The following is a 15962-nucleotide window of genomic DNA, read 5'->3' on the forward strand; positions in this document are numbered from 1 at the left end:
TGATGTTCACGGGGCCAAACTAATGTTCACTGGAATCGTCACCGATGTCGGCACCGTCGCTGCCGTGAAGCCGCTCAGGGAAGGCGTCGGTTTGCGTATCGACACCGCCTACGATCCGCAGACCATTGCCATCGGCGCCTCGATTTCCTGTGGCGGCGTCTGTCTGACGGTAACGGGACTGCCGGAAGACGGCGTCAACGCACGGTGGTTCGAGGTCGAGGCCTGGGAAGAAGCACTCAGACTGACGACAGCTATGGCCTGGAAATCCGGCACGAGGATCAATCTGGAGCGGGCGCTGAAGATCGGCGACGAACTCGGTGGCCACATTGTATCAGGCCATGTCGACGGCATGGCCGAGATCGTGGCCCGCAAGGAGGAGGGTGACGCCGTGCGCTTTACCCTGGAAGCACCGCGCGGGCTTGCCAAATTCATCGCCCCCAAGGGTTCCGTCGCACTCGACGGCACTTCGCTCACCGTCAACAAGGTCGAAGGCACCCGCTTCGACGTGCTGTTGATCCATCATTCGCTGACCGTCACCACCTGGGGCGAACGCCAGGTCGGCGACTGGGTCAATCTCGAGATCGACACCATGGCCCGCTACGCCGCGCGGCTGATGGAGGCGGCGAAGGAGGGGCTTTGAGGCGCTCGTCCATAAAGCCCATTCCCTGATGCGATCGCCGCCGAGTTGGCCTTGAAAGTTCCTTCGGCAATCTTCCGCTTGCGATCAAACCGGCTTCGGCCTAAGTCACCGGCGATCCCCGGAGACATCTATGGCAGGCACATCCCAACACGGCAAAGCGTTCACCCGTCCGAAGAAGAAGGCGCACCTTCTTGTCATCGAGGCGCGCTTTCACGACGACCTTGCCGACGCGCTGCTCGAAGGCGCGACCAGCGCGCTCGACCAAGCGGGCGCGACATACGATGTCGTCACCGTTCCTGGCTCGCTCGAAATCCCCGCCGTGATTTCCTTCGCGCTCGACGGTGCCTCCGAAGGCGGGACGAACTATGACGGTTTCGTCGCCCTCGGCACAGTCATCCGCGGCGACACCTATCATTTCGAGATTGTCGCCAATGAATCCAGCCGTGCCCTGATGGACCTGTCCGTGCAGGATTCGGTCTGTATCGGCAACGGCATCCTGACCACCGAAAACGACGAACAGGCGTGGACACGGGCCAGGCGTTCGGAAGGCGACAAGGGCGGCTTTGCGGCGCGCGCGGCGCTGACCATGATCGCTCTAAAGGAACAGCTGGGAGAGCGAACGTGAGCGAACCCGCTTCGCCCGGCCAGCCTGCGGTTCGCCATGCCAACAAGCGCGGTGCAGCCCGTCTGGCCGCTGTACAGGCGCTCTATCAGATGGACGTCGCCGGCAGCGGCGTGTTTGAGATCACCGCCGAATACGAGGCGTTCAGGCTCGGAAAGGAAGTCGACGGCGCGCTCTATCGCGAAGCCGATGCGCAATGGTTTCGCGCCATTCTTGCAGGCGTCGTCGAGCACCAGAAGACCATCGATCCGATCATCCGACAGGCACTGACCGAGGACTGGCCTCTATCGAGGCTCGATTCCACATTGCGCGCCATATTGCGCGCCGGCGTCTACGAGCTGATGCAGCGCGAGGACGTGCCGGTGGCGGTCATCGTCTCCGAGTATGTCGACATCGCCAAGGCATTTTACGAGGACGACGAGCCGAAACTGGTCAATGCCGTGCTTGATCGCGTGTCGCGCCGGGTGCGCGGCGAGGGCCGCGGTAAGGACGCCTCATGACCGCCGTCGTCGCCGTTGAGGCGGGCAAGGAAGCGCGTCGCACCGCCTTCATCCTCGCAGCCTCGCAGGCGATCATCGGCTCGGCCGCACCCATCTCCATTTCCATGGGCGGATTGGCCGGGCAGTATCTGCTCGACGCTGACAAGTCGCTGGCAACCGCGCCGATCACCGGCTTCAATGTCGGCGTGGCACTCGGTTCCCTGCCGGCCGCGGCGGTCATCCGCCGGCTCGGCCAGCGCGACGGCTTCATGACCGGAACGGCGGTGACAGCGCTTGGCGGCCTGATCGCCACGCTGGCGCTGTTTCATCCCAGCTTCTGGCTGTTCGCTTTCGGCTTGGCCGTGATCGGGATCGGGGGCGCCTTCGTCCAGCAATTCCGCTTTGCCGCCGCCGACAATGCTCCGCCTGAATTCAAGGCGCGTGCCATCTCCTTCGTGCTGGCCGGCGGCATCGTCACCGCCATACTCGGGCCGCAGATCGTCATCTTCACCGGCGATCTGTTCTCGCCGGTGAAGTTTGCCGGCTCGTTTGCGTCCATCCTGGTGCTGGCGGCGGTCGGCGCCGCCATTCTCTCTCTGTTGCGTATCCCAGCCAAGGCAACCGAGAAGGTTGAAATTTCCGACGGCGACGCCAGGCCGCTCTCAGAAATCGTCACCAGGCCACGCTTCGTCGCGGCGTTGTTTTGCGCCATCGGCAGCTACGCACTGATGAGCTTCGTGATGACCGGCGCGCCGCTGGCCATGGTCGGCTGCGGCCTTTCGACCGACGACGCCACGCTCGGCATTTCCTGGCACGTCATGGCGATGTTCGCGCCGAGCTTCTTCACGGGGTCGCTGATCCATCGTTTTGGCGCTGAACGGATCGTGGCTATCGGCCTGGTACTGCTCATTGGCTGCGGCATAGTCGCGCTGTCGGGGTTGGCACTGTGGCAGTTCTGGACGACGCTGATCCTGCTCGGCCTTGGCTGGAACTTCAGCTTCATCGGTGCCACTGCCATGGTGGCCGACAGCTACCAGCCATCCGAAAAAGGCAAGGTCCAGGGGTTCCACGATTTCGTCCTGTTCGGCTCCGTCGCCTTCGCCTCGCTGATGTCGGGCGCGGTCTACAATGCCTGGGGCTGGGAGATGCTGAACTGGATGATTTTCCCGGTCGTCGCGCTGTGCTTCGTGGCACTGGGCGTGTTGAAGATGACGGGCTTGCGGGCGGCCAACTGACGTCACGCTGTCGGGGCGTCGCGGCAGCGGATTCACTCACATCCGAACAAAATTATTGCGCCCATCCCCCCTCTTATGAAACCGTGTACCCCGACGGGGCATCGAAGCCATGCTCATATGCGGCAGCCGTATTCCGGTTCACAGCAAGGGATTTGTGAGATGTTTTCAATCAGGGTTCTGGCCGGCGCTGTACTAGCGCTCGGAATTACGTTTGCCTCGGCGAGTGCCCAGGTGGTGGTGTCGTCGAAGATCGACACCGAGGGCGGCGTGCTCGGCAATATCATCCAACTGGTGCTGAATGCCAATAATATCCAGACCACCGACCGTATCCAGCTCGGCGGCACGCCCGTGGTCCGCAAGGCGATTACAGCCGGCGAGATCGACATCTATCCGGAATACACTGGCAACGCCGCCTTTTTTTTCGAGAAGGCCGACGATCCGGTGTGGAAAGACGCCGCCAAGGCCTACGAGACTGCCAAGAAGCTCGACTACGACGCCAACAAGATCGTCTGGCTGTCACCGTCACCGGCCAACAACACCTGGGCGATCGCCCTGCGCAAGGAGGTCGCCGATACCAATAAGCTCGTCACCCTTTCTGACTTCGGCAAATATGTCTCGGGCGGCGGCAAGGTGGTGCTGGCGGCCTCCGCCGAGTTCGTCAATTCGGCGGCCGCGCTGCCCGCGTTCCAGAAGACCTATGGCTTCACGCTGAAGCCGGACCAGTTGATCACGCTGTCGGGCGGCGATACGGCGGCGACCATTGCCGCTGCGGCCAACCAGACCAACGGCGCCAACGCCGCCATGGTCTACGGCACCGACGGCGGCATCGCGCCCTCCGGCCTAGTCGTGCTTGAAGACGACAAGGTTGTGCAGCCGGTCTACCAGCCGGCGCCGATCATTCGCGAGGCGGTGCTGAAGGAGCATCCCGAAATCGAGACGCTGCTGAAGCCGGTCTTCGCCAAGCTCGATCTCGTCACGCTGCAGGAGTTGAATGGCCGCGTGCAGGTTGGCGGCGAGCCAGTCAAGGGCGTCGCTGAGGACTTTTTGAAAAAGAACGGCTTCCTGAAGTAAGGCGATTCCGGCGCTCCGCTTCAAGGTGCGCCGGATCGGCCGATGGGGGAGGGCGTGCGCATCCGGTTCGACAAGCTTGGCGTGGTCATCGCGGCGATATCGGCCTATGCGGCTTTCGCGGCGCCATTCGCCACCTTCCGTGCCAATCGCATCGTACCCGGCGAGGCGCGCTCGATCCTCGAATCTTTGCCCGCGGCGGTCGGTCCGCTATTGATGGCGATTGTTGTCGCAGCGGCGCTCATTGCGCTGCTGAAAACGCCGCTTGCTCTGCGCCTCGCCGCCAGTGCGGTTGCACTTGCGGCGCTGGCGCTGCTGATCGGCGTTGCCGGCAGCTTCCTGACGCCCGCAGGCAACACCTTCGCCCGTATCTCGCCGGCTTCGGGCTTCTGGCTGCTTATCTTCGCCTTCACCCTTCTGCTCGCCGACGTGCTCACAAGACTGAACCTGTCGCCCCGGGCACGGGTCGGCGTGCTTGTTGTCGCCGCAGCGGCGATCGGCCTGCTGCTCGTCTCGGGGAGCTGGAACAGCCTGTCGATCCTCAAGGAATATTTCAATCGCTCCGATAGTTTTTGGGCGGAAGGCTCCAAGCACGTTACGCTGGCGCTGGGTTCACTGGCGGCAGCAGTGATTATCGGCCTGCCGCTTGGCATCCTCTGCCATCGCGTCGAGAAATTGCGGGCCGGCGTGCTCAACGTGCTGAACATCATCCAGACCATTCCTTCGATCGCGCTGTTCGGCCTCTTGATCGCGCCGCTCGGCTGGGTCGCTTCGCATGTGCCGGGTGCTGCCGCGCTCGGCATTCGCGGCATCGGCACAGCGCCGGCTTTCGTCGCCCTGTTCCTCTATTCGCTGCTGCCGGTGGTGACTAATACCGTGGTCGGCCTTGCCGGTGTGCCGCGTGCCGCCAACGACGCAGCGCGCGGCATGGGCATGACCGACCGCCAGCGGCTGTTCGGCGTCGAGTTTCCGCTCGCCTTCCCGGTGATCCTCACCGGCATCCGCATCGTGCTGGTGCAGAATATCGGCCTCGCCACGATTGCCGCGTTGATCGGCGGCGGCGGCTTTGGCGTGTTCGTGTTCCAGGGCGTCGGTCAGACGGCGATGGACCTGGTGCTGCTCGGCGCCGTGCCGACGGTGGCGCTGGCCTTCGCCGCCGCCATCATCCTCGATGCAGTGATCCAAATGAGCGCCAGCAAGCGCAGGGTTGAAACGGCATGATCGAGATCGAAGGCATCACCAAGCGCTATGGCGAGACGACAGTCGTCAACGACGTGTCGATGGTAATCGAGCCGCGCAGCATCGCCGTCATCGTCGGCACCTCCGGCTCCGGCAAGACGACGCTGCTTCGCATGATAAACCGGCTGGTCGAGCCGACATCGGGCGTGATCAAGCTCGACGGCGTCGACAACCGCTCGGTGCCGGATTATGAGCTGCGCCGCAGCATAGGCTATGCCATCCAGGGCCACGGCCTGTTTCCGCATCGCACGGTGGCGCAGAACATCGCCACTGTGCCGGTATTGCTCGGCTGGGACGCCAACCGCATCAAGGCCCGCGTCGACGAGCTGATGACGCTATACCAGCTCGACCCGCAAGACTACGGGCCACGCTATCCGCACGAGCTTTCCGGCGGCCAGCAGCAGCGCGTCGGCGTCGCTCGGGCGCTTGCCGCGGAACCCAACGTGCTGTTGATGGATGAGCCGTTCGGGGCGCTCGATCCGATTATCCGCAACAAGGCGCAGGAGGATCTGCTGGCAATCCAGAAGCGCTTCGGCACCACCATCATCCTGGTCACCCATGATATGGAAGAGGCCGTTCACATGGGCGACAAGATCGCCGTGATGGACGGCGGCAAAGTGGTGCAATATGCCGAGCCGGCCGAAATACTGGCGAAACCGGCCAGCACGTTTGTCGAAACCCTGGTAGGTGCCAGCGAAAAACCGTTCCGGCTGTTGTCGCTTGGCCGGGTCCGCGACGCGGTGGAAAACGGCACCGCCGAAGGCGAGGCGATCCCCGGTGACGCCAGCCAGCGCGACGCGCTCGCCGAACTCCTGTGGTCGGGCCGCCCTGCGCTGCCGGTGACAGATACCGACGGCAAGCCGCTTGGCCGCGTCACGGTGGACGGGCTAGTTAAGCGCGCGGCGAGACCGGCATGAAAGAGGCTGGCTTCAAGGCTTGGCTTCCATCACTGCTCAGGCTTGCCCTGGTGGTGGTGCTTATCGCCTTCCTCACCAATCCCGGCTGGTTCGAACCGCTGCTGAAGCCGCTGACAGAGAACAACGCGCCGGTAATCTACAATCAGGGCAGCCTGTTGACGCTGACGCTGCTGCATCTGCGGACCGTGCTGATCGCGACGGTTGCCGCGACGATCGTTGCGGTCGCGCTCGCCATTTTGGTCACCAGGCCGGCCGGCGCCGAATTCCTGCCGCTGTCGCGCAGCCTGGTCAATATAGGCCAGACCTTTCCACCGGTGGCGGTGCTGGCGCTTGCCGTGCCGGCGGTCGGCTTCGGCGAAAAGCCGACGCTGATTGCGCTGTTTCTCTATGGCCTGCTGCCGATCTTCGAGAACGCGCTGACCGGCCTGACGACGCTGCCGGCCAACGTCGTCGAGGCGGCGCGTGGCGCCGGCATGACTGGCTGGCAAAGGCTGGTCAAGGTCGAGCTGCCGCTCAGCGCGCCGACCATTCTCGGCGGTATCCGGCTGTCGGTGGTGATCAGCCTTGCCACCGCGACCATCGGCTCGACAGTTGCGGCGAGGACATTGGGCGAGGTGATCATCGCCGGCCTGCTGTCGAACAACCTCGCCTTCATCCTGCAGGGCGGCCTGATCGTCGCCGCCCTTGCCGTACTGATCTATGACGGGCTGTCGGCGATCGAGCGCCGCACAGCGCGGCGCATGGGACGCGAGGCGGAGTAAGCCTCTCCGAGCGAGCTTCGTTCCTTTCAGCGGCCGATCGAACGCGCCGGATGATCAAGCGTCAGTTCGAGCGCCATACCCGTCCCGCTGGCGATCCAGCGGCGGCGGATGACGGCGAAATCGTGCTGTGTACCGGCTCTAACCACAGAGACCAAGTCGCCCACAGCGCAATCACTATCGAGATCGAGGGCTTCGACAGTCTCGGCAATGTCTTGCTTGCCGGCATAATGTCTTGCAATGGCTGTGAGTACGATGATCACTGGGCCACCCGTTGCGCGATCTTCGGGACTCGGCGATTGATGAGTGTGATCCCCCGATCTTTCAGCAGGAGTTCTTGCCATGACCGCGCGTTTCTCCAAGATCGTCATGTGTTTGTGTCTGGCGGCTTTCGCCTTCCTCGTCGCCTTTGGCAACATCACCGATTACGGCTCAAACTTCGCCTTTGTCCAGCATGTGCTGAGCATGGACACGACCTTTCCCGGCAACGCACTGATGTACCGCTCGATCACCAACCCGGCCTTGTGGACGGCAGGCTACTGGCTGATCATCCTTGGCGAGGCGCTGACCTGCCTGCTGTACCTGATCGCCGCCTGGCAACTTTGGCAGGCGCGCAACGCCAGCGGACAGGCTTTCAACGATGCCAAGAAGTTCGCCATCATTGCCGCCACAATTGGCTTTCTCGTTTGGTATTTCGGCTTCATGGTCGTTGGCGGCGAGTGGTTTGCCATGTGGCAGTCTTCGACATGGAATGGTCAGGAGGCGGCGTTCAAATTCTACATGACCATGCTGGTGGTGCTGGTCTTCGTCGTCCAGCCGGACGGCGACCCGCGCAAAGCTTGACGGCCCTTCGTCGATTTCAATCGATCTAACCGGATGGCGGTGTCGACAGGCGCACTGCCGTCCAGCCTTTTGGGCGAAACCCGGGATCTTTTGGGCGAAAGCCGGACAAGAACCGAACAATATCTTGACGTTCCGAGCCCTGTTTCGCATAAGCCGCTGCGAAGGGACGGATTCCGGTTGCGGAAATTCGTCCCCTGTCTCAACGGCCCGGGGAGGGGTTCTTTTGGGCCACCAATCGAGGAAAATTCGGCAATGACCATAATTTCAGCTGTCATCGCCTGCGGTCTGCTTTCAGTCCTTTACGCCATCTGGGCGACACGTTCGGTTCTCGCGGCCGATCAGGGCAATGCACGCATGCAGGAAATTTCCGCGGCCATCCGCGAAGGCGCGCAGGCTTATCTGGCGCGCCAGTACACCACCATCGCCATCGTCGGTGTCGTGGTCCTGCTGCTCGCCTGGTGGCTGCTTTCGATTACCGCCGCCATCGGCTTCCTGATCGGCGCCGTTCTGTCGGGTGCCGCTGGCTTCATCGGCATGCACGTCTCGGTGCGGGCCAATGTGCGCACCGCGCAGGCGGCTTCCAACAGCCTCGCTGCCGGCCTTGAGATCGCCTTCAAGTCGGGCGCCATCACTGGCATGCTGGTTGCTGGCCTGGCCCTTCTCGGCGTCTCCATCTACTACCTGATCCTGACCCAGTTCATGGGTCTGCAGCCAAACGATCGCGTCGTCATCGACTCGCTTGTTTCGCTCGGCTTCGGCGCCTCGCTTATATCGATCTTCGCCCGTCTCGGCGGCGGCATCTTCACTAAAGGCGCCGACGTCGGCGGGGATCTCGTCGGCAAGGTTGAAGCCGGCATTCCCGAAGACGATCCACGCAATCCGGCCACCATTGCCGACAATGTCGGCGACAATGTCGGCGATTGCGCCGGCATGGCGGCCGACCTGTTCGAGACCTATGCAGTGACTGTGGTCGCCACCATGGTCCTCGCCGCCATCTTCTTCGGCGGCACCGCCGTTCTCGGCGCGGCCATGCTCTATCCGCTGGCCATCTGCGGCGCCTGCATCCTCACCTCGATCGTCGGCACTTTCTTCGTCAAGCTTGGTTCCAGCGGCTCGATCATGGGCGCGCTCTACAAGGGCCTGATCGTGACCGGGCTGCTGTCGATTGTCGGCCTTGCCGTAGCCACTTCGGCATGTATCGGCTGGGGGGAGATCGGCACCGTCGCCGGCATGGCTATTACCGGCACGAACCTGTTCATCTGCGGTCTTGTCGGCCTTGCGGTGACCGGCCTCATCGTGGTGATCACCGAATATTATACCGGCACCAACAAGCGTCCGGTGAACTCCATCGCCCAGGCCTCGGTCACCGGTCACGGCACCAACGTCATCCAGGGCCTCGCGGTCTCGCTGGAAGCGACGGCGTTGCCGGCGATCGTCATCGTCGGCGGCATCATCTCGACATACCAGCTTGCCGGCCTCTACGGCACGGCGATCGCGGTGACGACGATGCTCGGCCTCGCCGGCATGATCGTCGCGCTCGATGCCTTCGGCCCGGTTACGGACAATGCCGGCGGCATTGCCGAAATGGCGGGCCTCCCCAAGGAAGTGCGCCAGTCAACCGACGCGCTTGACGCTGTCGGCAACACCACCAAGGCGGTAACCAAGGGCTACGCCATCGGCTCGGCCGGCCTCGGCGCGCTGGTGCTGTTCGCGGCCTATTCTAACGACCTGAAGTTCTTTGCCGCCAATGGCGACAAATACCCGTACTTCCAGGGCATGGGCGACGTCTCCTTCGACCTCTCCAATCCTTACGTCGTCGCCGGCCTGATCTTCGGCGGCCTGATCCCGTATCTGTTCGGCGGCATCGCCATGACCGCCGTCGGCCGCGCCGCGGGTGCTATCGTCCAGGAGGTGCGCAAGCAGTTCCGCGAGGATCCGGGCATCATGGCCGGCACCTCGAAGCCGAACTATGCGCGCGCCGTCGACCTTCTGACCAAGGCAGCGATCCGGGAGATGATCGTTCCGTCATTGTTGCCGGTGCTGGCGCCGCTGGTCGTCTATTTCGGCGTCCTCCTGATCTCCGGTTCGAAGGCATCCGCCTTTGCCGCGCTCGGTGCCTCGCTGCTCGGCGTCATCGTCAACGGCCTTTTCGTCGCCATCTCGATGACCTCCGGCGGCGGTGCCTGGGACAACGCCAAGAAGTCGTTCGAAGATGGTTTTGTCGACAAGGACGGCGTCAAGCATATGAAGGGCTCCGAAGCGCACAAGGCCTCGGTAACCGGCGACACGGTCGGCGACCCCTACAAGGATACTGCCGGCCCGGCGGTCAACCCGGCGATCAAGATCACCAACATCGTCGCGCTGCTGTTGCTGGCCGTTCTCGCGCACGGCTAAGCTCGGTCGCTACGACCTTAAGACAAAAACCCGCGGGATCGCTCCCGCGGGTTTTTCATTGCCTGAGATGTGCCGCTTACAGGGAAGCGAAAGGAACGGAAGGAAGCCGACACCCTGGGTGGATCAGGTGCCGCCGAGCGAGCTGCCGCCGCTGGCGCCGGGAACACCAGGCGCCAGCTTGCTGGCGCCACTGATGATCTGGCTGAGGAAGTTCTGGTCCTTGCCGCCGGTCGGCGTGGTGCGCGAGATGAAGTCGAACACTTTGCCGTCCTTCAACCCGTAATTGGCTATCTGCGTAACGCGCCCATCATCGCCAAAATAGACCGCCAGTACATGCTGGTCGACCAGCCGCGGCTTGTCGAAGGCGACGTAGCGCTTGCGCGTCTGCGAAATGTAATAAAAGGCCTCGTTGTCGAAGGTCGCTTTCGTCGAGGGAGTGCCGAGCGCCAGCAGCACCTGTTCGCGGCTTGAGCCGACCGGCACCAGGTCGATCGCCTGCTGGTCGATGACGTAGCCTTGCGTCAGCGTCTCGCTCGGATTGAGATCGCCGATCATCTTGGATGAATTGCAGGCGGAAAGCGCCGCAGCGATCACCAGCAGCGGAACCGCACCGGTGGGCCTGGGCAGGAAAGTCGACTTGAATTTCAGCGCGCGCAACTACAACTCCATAAGCTGGCCGCAACTTGCGCTGGGCCGCAAAACCGGTAAACCAGCTTGCTTGCCGATGCAACAAGGCCACTTCAACAAACGGTCCCGGGAGACCACCCTCAAATGTTCCAGCGCCTCTTTGGCCGCGAACGACATGCCAACCGCGCCATCACCGAGGCGCTTTACGCACAAATCGTGGCGGCGGCGCGGCAAACGGTGTTTTATTCCGCCTGGAACGTGCCGGACACACCGCTCGGCCGCTTCGAGATGCTGTCGTTGCACATGTTCCTGTTCCAGCACCGGTTGCGCGGCGAGGGTGGTGCGGCGGCAGAGGTTGCGCAGGTGCTGATCGACGAGTTCTTCATGGATGTCGAACATTCATTGCGGGAATTGGGCATTGGCGACGTCGGCGTGCCGAAGCGCATGCGGAAACTGGCGAAGATGTTCTACGGCCGCACCGCCGCCTATGACGATGCACTGCAACGAAATGACCATGATGCACTTGCCGCCGCCCTTGCCCGCAATGTCAGGCCCGATGCCGGCGCCTGGCCGCAAGCGTCGCAGCTGGCACTCTATGCCGCCAATGCATCCAGGCAACTCACGGAACAGCCGACCGAATCGATCGTTTCCGGCACGGTGGTATTTCCCGTGGCCAACGCTTGAGCGGCGGCAGGCCGAATGAAGATGGCGAAGTGGAGGCGAAGATGAAACGTCCTGATATCCACAGCCCAGTGTCATTCCGGGCAAATGTCGCTCGGCTGCCGCAAAAGGGGCTGCCGGTGGTGATCGATGCCGACGCCGGGCAGCGCGCCCTGCTGGCCGCCGAGCACGAGCTGCTTTCGGTAGAAAACTATCGCGCCGAACTCCTGGTCGAGCCTTGGAAGCGCAACGGGGTGAAAGTCAGCGGCCATGTCGAGGCCGATGTAACGCAGGCCTGCATCGTCACCCTCGACCCGGTCAAGGCGCATATCGACGAGCCGGTCGAAGCGCTGTTCCTGCCGGAGCAATCCAAACTCGGGCGGCAAGGTTTCGACGGCGGCGGTGAGATCCTGCTCGACGCCGAAGGGCCGGACAGCCCGGAAACCTTTTCCGGCGACGCCATCGACGTCGGGGCGCTTGCCGAACAGTTCTTTGGCTTGGCGATCGATCCCTATCCGCGCAAGCCCGGTGTGTCGCTGGAGGCTGCCGGCGATGCCGAGCCTGTGGAGAATGAATTCCAGCAAAAGCTGAGATCACTGTTGGGAAAATCCTGATAGCTGATCCAATTTGAGAAAAGTTGGTTGTGCGGCAGCCCAAAACCGTTATTTTCGCCGAACCTTCGCGAGCCCCGTACCTTGGCAAGCCCGCTGGCCAAGCAACCGTGAGATGAACACCGCGTGATCAGGATTTCCATCGATGCCATGGGCGGCGATCACGGGCCAAGCGTGGTCATCCCGGCGCTCATGACTGTCGCCACCCGCCGTCCGGACATACGCTTCGTCATTTATGGGCGCGAAGAAGTGGTACGGCCCGAACTCGCCAAATTCCCCAAGCTGGCGGACGTGAGCGAGTTCATCCACTGCGAGATCGCAGTCCGGATGGACGACAAGCCGAGCCAGGCGCTGCGCCATGGTCGCTGGAAATCATCGATGTGGAAGGCCGTCGAGGCGGTCAAGGCAGGCACTGCCGACGCCTGCATCTCAGCCGGCAATACCGGGGCGCTGATGGCAATGTCCAGGTTCTGCCTTCGCACCATGGCGACCATCGATCGCCCGGCAATCGCAGCGCTCTGGCCGACATTGCGCGGCGAAAGCGTGGTGCTGGACGTCGGCGCCACTATCGGCGCGGATGCGCATCAACTGGTTGATTTTGCCATTCTGGGCACCGGCATGGCGCGCTCGGTTTTCGGCATCGAACGGCCGAGCGTCGGCCTGCTCAATGTCGGCGTCGAGGAGATCAAGGGTCAGGAGGAGGTCAAGGAGGCGGGCCGCATGCTTCGCGAGGCCAACATGGCCTCGATGAACTACCATGGCTTTGTCGAGGGTGACGACATCGGCAAGGGCAGTGTCGACGTCGTCGTTACCGAAGGATTTGCCGGCAACATCGCGCTGAAGACGGCGGAAGGCACGGTCAGGCAGATCGCCGGCTATCTGCGCGCGGCGATGAACCGGACGCTGATGGCCAGGATCGGCTATATCTTCGCGAAGACCGCCTTCAATCGCCTGCGCGAGAAGATGGATGTCGGCCGCTCCAATGGCGGCGTCTTCCTCGGGTTGAACGGCATCGTGGTGAAAAGCCATGGCGGGGCTGATTCGGATGGCTTTGCGGCGGCGATCGAGCTTGGCTACGACATGGTACGCAACAATCTGCTTGACCGCATTGAAGCCGATCTCGACCTGTTCCATGCCCGCAATCCGAATGCCCAGACAATCCGGAAATCCGACGTCGTCATCGACGCAAAGGAATAGGAAAGAGCATTGATCAGATCAGTCGTGCGCGGCACGGGCGCCGCGCTGCCCCGCCGCATTATGAAGAATGCCGATTTCGAAGGCATGGTCGAGACATCGGACGAGTGGATCGTCCAGCGCACCGGTATTCGCCAGCGCCACATCGCGGCCGACGACGAGACGACGGCCTCGCTGGGCGAGGCGGCGGCGCGCGCAGCCCTCGACAGCGCCGGCCTGATGGCGGACGACATCGACCTGATCGTGCTGGCGACCTCGACGCCCAACAACACCTTTCCCGCGACCGCGGTCGAGATCCAGAACCGGCTCGGCATGCACCACGGTTTTGCCTTTGACCTGCAGGCGGTTTGCTCCGGCTTCGTCTATGCAGTGACGACCGCCGACCTCTATATCCGCGGCGGCTTGGCCAGACGGGTGCTGGTGATCGGCTCGGAAACATTTTCGCGCATTCTCGACTGGAACGACCGCTCGACCTGCGTTTTGTTCGGCGACGGCGCCGGCGCGATGGTGCTGGAAGCAGGCACGGGAGCAGGCGGCATCGCCGACCGAGGCGTTCTGGCGGCCAGCCTGCGCTCCGACGGCATCCACAAGGACAAGCTTTTCGTCGACGGTGGGCCGTCGACCACCGGAACGGTCGGGCACCTCAGGATGGAAGGCCGCGAAGTGTTCAAGCATGCGGTCGGCATGATCACCGACGTCATCGAGGCGACGTTCGCACAGGCCGGCATCAGCGCCGCCGATCTCGACTGGTTCGTGCCGCATCAAGCCAATAAACGAATTATTGACGCTTCGGCCAAAAAGCTCGGGATAGAGGAGCGGAAGGTGGTTGTGACCGTCGATCTGCACGGTAATACCTCCGCTGCTTCCGTGCCGCTGGCACTGTCCGCGGCCGTCGCCGACGGTCGCATCAAAACGGGTGACCTGGTACTGCTTGAGGCGATGGGCGGCGGCTTCACCTGGGGCGCGGTCCTGCTCCGCTGGTAAGTGCCGAACTATCGGGTTCGGGTCCTTGACCTTGACGGATCAATTACTTAGGTTCTGCCGTTGCTTGTATCGATTTATGTTTTTGAGCTGATGGGACGGTTCGTATGGGGGGAAAGACACTTACGCGCGCCGACCTCGCCGAAGCCGTTTACCGCAAGGTTGGGCTGTCGCGTACTGAATCGGCTGAGCTTGTCGAGGCGGTGCTGAATGAGATCTGCGAGGCGATCGTTCGCGGCGAGACGGTGAAGCTGTCGTCCTTCGCGACCTTCCACGTCCGCTCCAAAAACGAGCGCATCGGGCGCAATCCCAAGACCGGTGAGGAAGTGCCGATCCTGCCGCGCCGGGTGATGACCTTCAAGTCGTCGAACGTGCTGAAGAACCGTATCCTGCGCTCCCATCAAAACAGCAAAGCCAAGGGCAGCAAGTAGACGCCCGATCCACTTTGCTGAGAATCATGCTCCAGGCTTCGGTTGAAAAACGAGCCGTGCTTTTGCGCTGGGCTTGAATATTGTTTCATAAACCGCTGAAATAGATGCGATTCGGTAGGCCGGATCGGTATTTGGGTGTGATCCGTTCCGGCGGGACGGAAAGCTGCTCTCTTTGTCAAGCGTGACGTCGCCCGAACCCGGTTCCCGCCTTCGCGATCATGCTCTAGCGTGAGGATTCGTCCATGGACAAGAGCCCTGATGCTTTCCGCACCATCAGCGAGGTCGCGGAGGATCTGGATTTGCCGCAGCACGTGCTGCGCTTCTGGGAGACGCGTTTCAACCAGATCAAGCCGATGAAGCGCGGCGGCGGCCGCCGCTACTACCGCCCGCAGGATGTCGAACTGATCAAGGGTATTCGCCATATGCTCTACGATCAGGGCTATACGATCAAGGGGGTGCAGAAGCTGTTGCGCGAGAACGGCAACCAGTTTCTGATCGCCGTCGGCAATGGCGACATGGCGGCGGTCGAGGCGATCTCGCAGCGCCGACAGGCTGACACGGTACCGCTGACGCAAGCGGCGCAGCCGCGCGGCCCGGACGACGAAATGCTGGTCGGCCAACCGAGGGTGAAACCCAGCCGTCGTTTTTTCGGCATCGGCAAGACCGACGAGGAAGGTCCGGTTCCGCCGGACACGTCAAAGCTTTCCCGTGACAATCGCGCATTGCTGCAGGAGGCGCTGTTCGACCTCCTGGAATGCAAGCGCCTGCTCGATCAGGTTCGCTAGAGCCCGCCGGGCTGACCGGAACGGTCTTCAGGGTCATGCGTTAGGCTTCCTTCTACATATGAAGGAAGCACGTCATGCCATCGCTTTCGAGCATCTCCGACACCGATCTGAACAAGCAGGTCGCGGCCCTGACCAGGGAACTGGCCACCTTGAAGAAAGCCGTGTTAAAGCGGGGCGGCGCCTTTTACGAAGACGGGCGCGATACCGCATCGGATTATTATTCGGATATCACTGAGCGCCTCGGCGACGCCTTGCCGGCAATCAGAAGGCAAGGCCGGGCGATCGAGAAGACCGCCCGAGATCACCCGGCGACGGCGGCCGCTGTCGGACTGGTTGTGGTCGGGCTCGTCGCCAGTCTGTTCCTCGGCGGCCGGCAGCAACAAGCACCGCGGGCGCGTTCAAGATCGGCACGTTGAGATAAGCAAATGGCGGCGGTCAGCGGACCGCCGCCATTGTTCGCCGACACGGCAAACCCGGT

At 62.6% G+C, this 15962-nt stretch carries 19 protein-coding genes; 17 read left to right on the forward strand and 2 right to left on the reverse strand.

The window, feature by feature from the left end; genetic code table 11:
* Window positions 1-22 precede the first annotated feature (22 nt).
* The 8 genes from NKH42_RS14030 to NKH42_RS14065 all read left to right on the forward strand — a co-directional run bounded on the left by NKH42_RS14030 (window position 23) and on the right by NKH42_RS14065 (window position 6961).
* Window positions 23-640: a riboflavin synthase gene (locus NKH42_RS14030; protein ID WP_352751611.1), complete on the forward strand. Its 618-nt coding sequence runs from the start codon at window positions 23-25 to the stop codon at window positions 638-640.
* A gap of 130 nt (window positions 641-770) precedes the next feature.
* The gene (gene ribH / locus NKH42_RS14035) at window positions 771-1265 is read left to right on the forward strand and encodes a 6,7-dimethyl-8-ribityllumazine synthase (RefSeq protein ID WP_352506506.1); all 495 of its coding nucleotides are present in this window, start codon (window positions 771-773) and stop codon (window positions 1263-1265) included.
* A complete protein-coding gene (gene nusB / locus NKH42_RS14040; protein WP_352506505.1) occupies window positions 1262-1762 on the forward strand; it encodes a transcription antitermination factor NusB in 501 nt (166 codons plus the stop codon). The genes ribH and nusB overlap by 4 nt, the downstream gene beginning before the upstream one ends.
* Complete coding sequence (locus NKH42_RS14045) at window positions 1759-2976, forward strand: MFS transporter (RefSeq protein WP_352751610.1); 1218 nt, start codon at window positions 1759-1761, stop codon at window positions 2974-2976. The genes nusB and NKH42_RS14045 overlap by 4 nt, the downstream gene beginning before the upstream one ends.
* A gap of 159 nt (window positions 2977-3135) precedes the next feature.
* A complete protein-coding gene (gene osmF, locus NKH42_RS14050) occupies window positions 3136-4047 on the forward strand; it encodes a glycine betaine ABC transporter substrate-binding protein OsmF (RefSeq protein ID WP_352751608.1) in 912 nt (303 codons plus the stop codon).
* A gap of 42 nt (window positions 4048-4089) precedes the next feature.
* On the forward strand, window positions 4090-5265 hold the full coding sequence (locus NKH42_RS14055; RefSeq protein WP_352506503.1) for an ABC transporter permease: 1176 nt from the start codon (window positions 4090-4092) through the stop codon (window positions 5263-5265).
* Window positions 5262-6200: an ABC transporter ATP-binding protein gene (locus NKH42_RS14060; RefSeq protein WP_352506502.1), complete on the forward strand. Its 939-nt coding sequence runs from the start codon at window positions 5262-5264 to the stop codon at window positions 6198-6200. The genes NKH42_RS14055 and NKH42_RS14060 overlap by 4 nt, the downstream gene beginning before the upstream one ends.
* The gene (locus NKH42_RS14065) at window positions 6197-6961 is read left to right on the forward strand and encodes an ABC transporter permease (RefSeq protein ID WP_352974208.1); all 765 of its coding nucleotides are present in this window, start codon (window positions 6197-6199) and stop codon (window positions 6959-6961) included. Before NKH42_RS14060 ends, NKH42_RS14065 begins: the two co-directional genes overlap by 4 nt.
* Before the next feature lie 26 nt (window positions 6962-6987).
* Here NKH42_RS14065 and NKH42_RS14070 read toward each other — a convergent pair whose 3' ends face one another.
* On the reverse strand, window positions 6988-7221 hold the full coding sequence (locus NKH42_RS14070; RefSeq protein ID WP_352506500.1) for a hypothetical protein: 234 nt from the start codon (window positions 7219-7221) through the stop codon (window positions 6988-6990).
* Between the two features lie 79 nt (window positions 7222-7300).
* On the opposite strand from NKH42_RS14070, the gene NKH42_RS14075 reads away from it, so the two are divergent.
* Both NKH42_RS14075 and NKH42_RS14080 read left to right on the forward strand, forming a co-directional pair.
* Entirely contained in the window at window positions 7301-7801 is a 501-nt protein-coding gene (locus NKH42_RS14075; RefSeq protein ID WP_352506499.1) for a DUF2165 family protein, read from the forward strand.
* A gap of 252 nt (window positions 7802-8053) precedes the next feature.
* Entirely contained in the window at window positions 8054-10195 is a 2142-nt protein-coding gene (locus NKH42_RS14080; RefSeq protein WP_352477171.1) for a sodium-translocating pyrophosphatase, read from the forward strand.
* 123 nt (window positions 10196-10318) lie between these two features.
* Here NKH42_RS14080 and NKH42_RS14085 read toward each other — a convergent pair whose 3' ends face one another.
* Window positions 10319-10852 carry an outer membrane protein assembly factor BamE gene (locus NKH42_RS14085; RefSeq protein ID WP_352506497.1) on the reverse strand — a complete coding sequence of 178 codons (534 nt, stop codon included), beginning with the start codon at window positions 10850-10852 and terminating at the stop codon, window positions 10319-10321.
* A 114-nt stretch (window positions 10853-10966) separates the two neighbouring features.
* Between NKH42_RS14085 and NKH42_RS14090 the strand changes: the two genes are divergently transcribed.
* The 7 genes from NKH42_RS14090 to NKH42_RS14120 all read left to right on the forward strand — a co-directional run bounded on the left by NKH42_RS14090 (window position 10967) and on the right by NKH42_RS14120 (window position 15900).
* Window positions 10967-11506: a ubiquinol-cytochrome C chaperone family protein gene (locus NKH42_RS14090; RefSeq protein ID WP_352506496.1), complete on the forward strand. Its 540-nt coding sequence runs from the start codon at window positions 10967-10969 to the stop codon at window positions 11504-11506.
* Between the two features lie 41 nt (window positions 11507-11547).
* A complete protein-coding gene (locus NKH42_RS14095; protein ID WP_352477174.1) occupies window positions 11548-12096 on the forward strand; it encodes a YceD family protein in 549 nt (182 codons plus the stop codon).
* A 123-nt stretch (window positions 12097-12219) separates the two neighbouring features.
* Window positions 12220-13290: a phosphate acyltransferase PlsX gene (gene plsX / locus NKH42_RS14100; RefSeq protein ID WP_352477175.1), complete on the forward strand. Its 1071-nt coding sequence runs from the start codon at window positions 12220-12222 to the stop codon at window positions 13288-13290.
* Window positions 13291-13299: 9 nt separating this feature from the next.
* Complete coding sequence (locus NKH42_RS14105; protein WP_352506495.1) at window positions 13300-14271, forward strand: beta-ketoacyl-ACP synthase III; 972 nt, start codon at window positions 13300-13302, stop codon at window positions 14269-14271.
* Between the two features lie 104 nt (window positions 14272-14375).
* Window positions 14376-14699 carry an integration host factor subunit alpha gene (locus NKH42_RS14110; protein ID WP_023717292.1) on the forward strand — a complete coding sequence of 108 codons (324 nt, stop codon included), beginning with the start codon at window positions 14376-14378 and terminating at the stop codon, window positions 14697-14699.
* A 242-nt stretch (window positions 14700-14941) separates the two neighbouring features.
* Complete coding sequence (locus NKH42_RS14115; RefSeq protein ID WP_254817568.1) at window positions 14942-15484, forward strand: MerR family transcriptional regulator; 543 nt, start codon at window positions 14942-14944, stop codon at window positions 15482-15484.
* A 74-nt stretch (window positions 15485-15558) separates the two neighbouring features.
* Entirely contained in the window at window positions 15559-15900 is a 342-nt protein-coding gene (locus NKH42_RS14120) for a hypothetical protein (RefSeq protein ID WP_254817569.1), read from the forward strand.
* The last annotated feature ends 62 nt before the right edge of the window (window positions 15901-15962 follow it).

Source organism: Mesorhizobium sp. M1142, from assembly GCF_040318565.1.
In the GTDB taxonomy this organism is placed as follows: Bacteria; Pseudomonadota; Alphaproteobacteria; order Rhizobiales; family Rhizobiaceae; genus Mesorhizobium.

Bases quoted from the DNA above. Each gene is read 5' to 3' on its own strand.
- NKH42_RS14030 (WP_352751611.1), top strand. From the start codon at position 23: ATGTTCACTGGAATCGTCACCGATGTCGGCACCGTCGCTGCCGTGAAG.
- ribH (WP_352506506.1), top strand. From the start codon at position 771: ATGGCAGGCACATCCCAACACGGCAAAGCGTTCACCCGTCCGAAGAAG.
- NKH42_RS14045 (WP_352751610.1), top strand. From the start codon at position 1,759: ATGACCGCCGTCGTCGCCGTTGAGGCGGGCAAGGAAGCGCGTCGCACC.
- osmF (WP_352751608.1), top strand. From the start codon at position 3,136: ATGTTTTCAATCAGGGTTCTGGCCGGCGCTGTACTAGCGCTCGGAATT.
- NKH42_RS14055 (WP_352506503.1), top strand. From the start codon at position 4,090: ATGGGGGAGGGCGTGCGCATCCGGTTCGACAAGCTTGGCGTGGTCATC.
- NKH42_RS14060 (WP_352506502.1), top strand. From the start codon at position 5,262: ATGATCGAGATCGAAGGCATCACCAAGCGCTATGGCGAGACGACAGTC.
- NKH42_RS14065 (WP_352974208.1), top strand. From the start codon at position 6,197: ATGAAAGAGGCTGGCTTCAAGGCTTGGCTTCCATCACTGCTCAGGCTT.
- NKH42_RS14075 (WP_352506499.1), top strand. From the start codon at position 7,301: ATGACCGCGCGTTTCTCCAAGATCGTCATGTGTTTGTGTCTGGCGGCT.
- NKH42_RS14080 (WP_352477171.1), top strand. From the start codon at position 8,054: ATGACCATAATTTCAGCTGTCATCGCCTGCGGTCTGCTTTCAGTCCTT.
- NKH42_RS14090 (WP_352506496.1), top strand. From the start codon at position 10,967: ATGTTCCAGCGCCTCTTTGGCCGCGAACGACATGCCAACCGCGCCATC.
- NKH42_RS14095 (WP_352477174.1), top strand. From the start codon at position 11,548: ATGAAACGTCCTGATATCCACAGCCCAGTGTCATTCCGGGCAAATGTC.
- NKH42_RS14110 (WP_023717292.1), top strand. From the start codon at position 14,376: ATGGGGGGAAAGACACTTACGCGCGCCGACCTCGCCGAAGCCGTTTAC.
- NKH42_RS14115 (WP_254817568.1), top strand. From the start codon at position 14,942: ATGGACAAGAGCCCTGATGCTTTCCGCACCATCAGCGAGGTCGCGGAG.
- NKH42_RS14120 (WP_254817569.1), top strand. From the start codon at position 15,559: ATGCCATCGCTTTCGAGCATCTCCGACACCGATCTGAACAAGCAGGTC.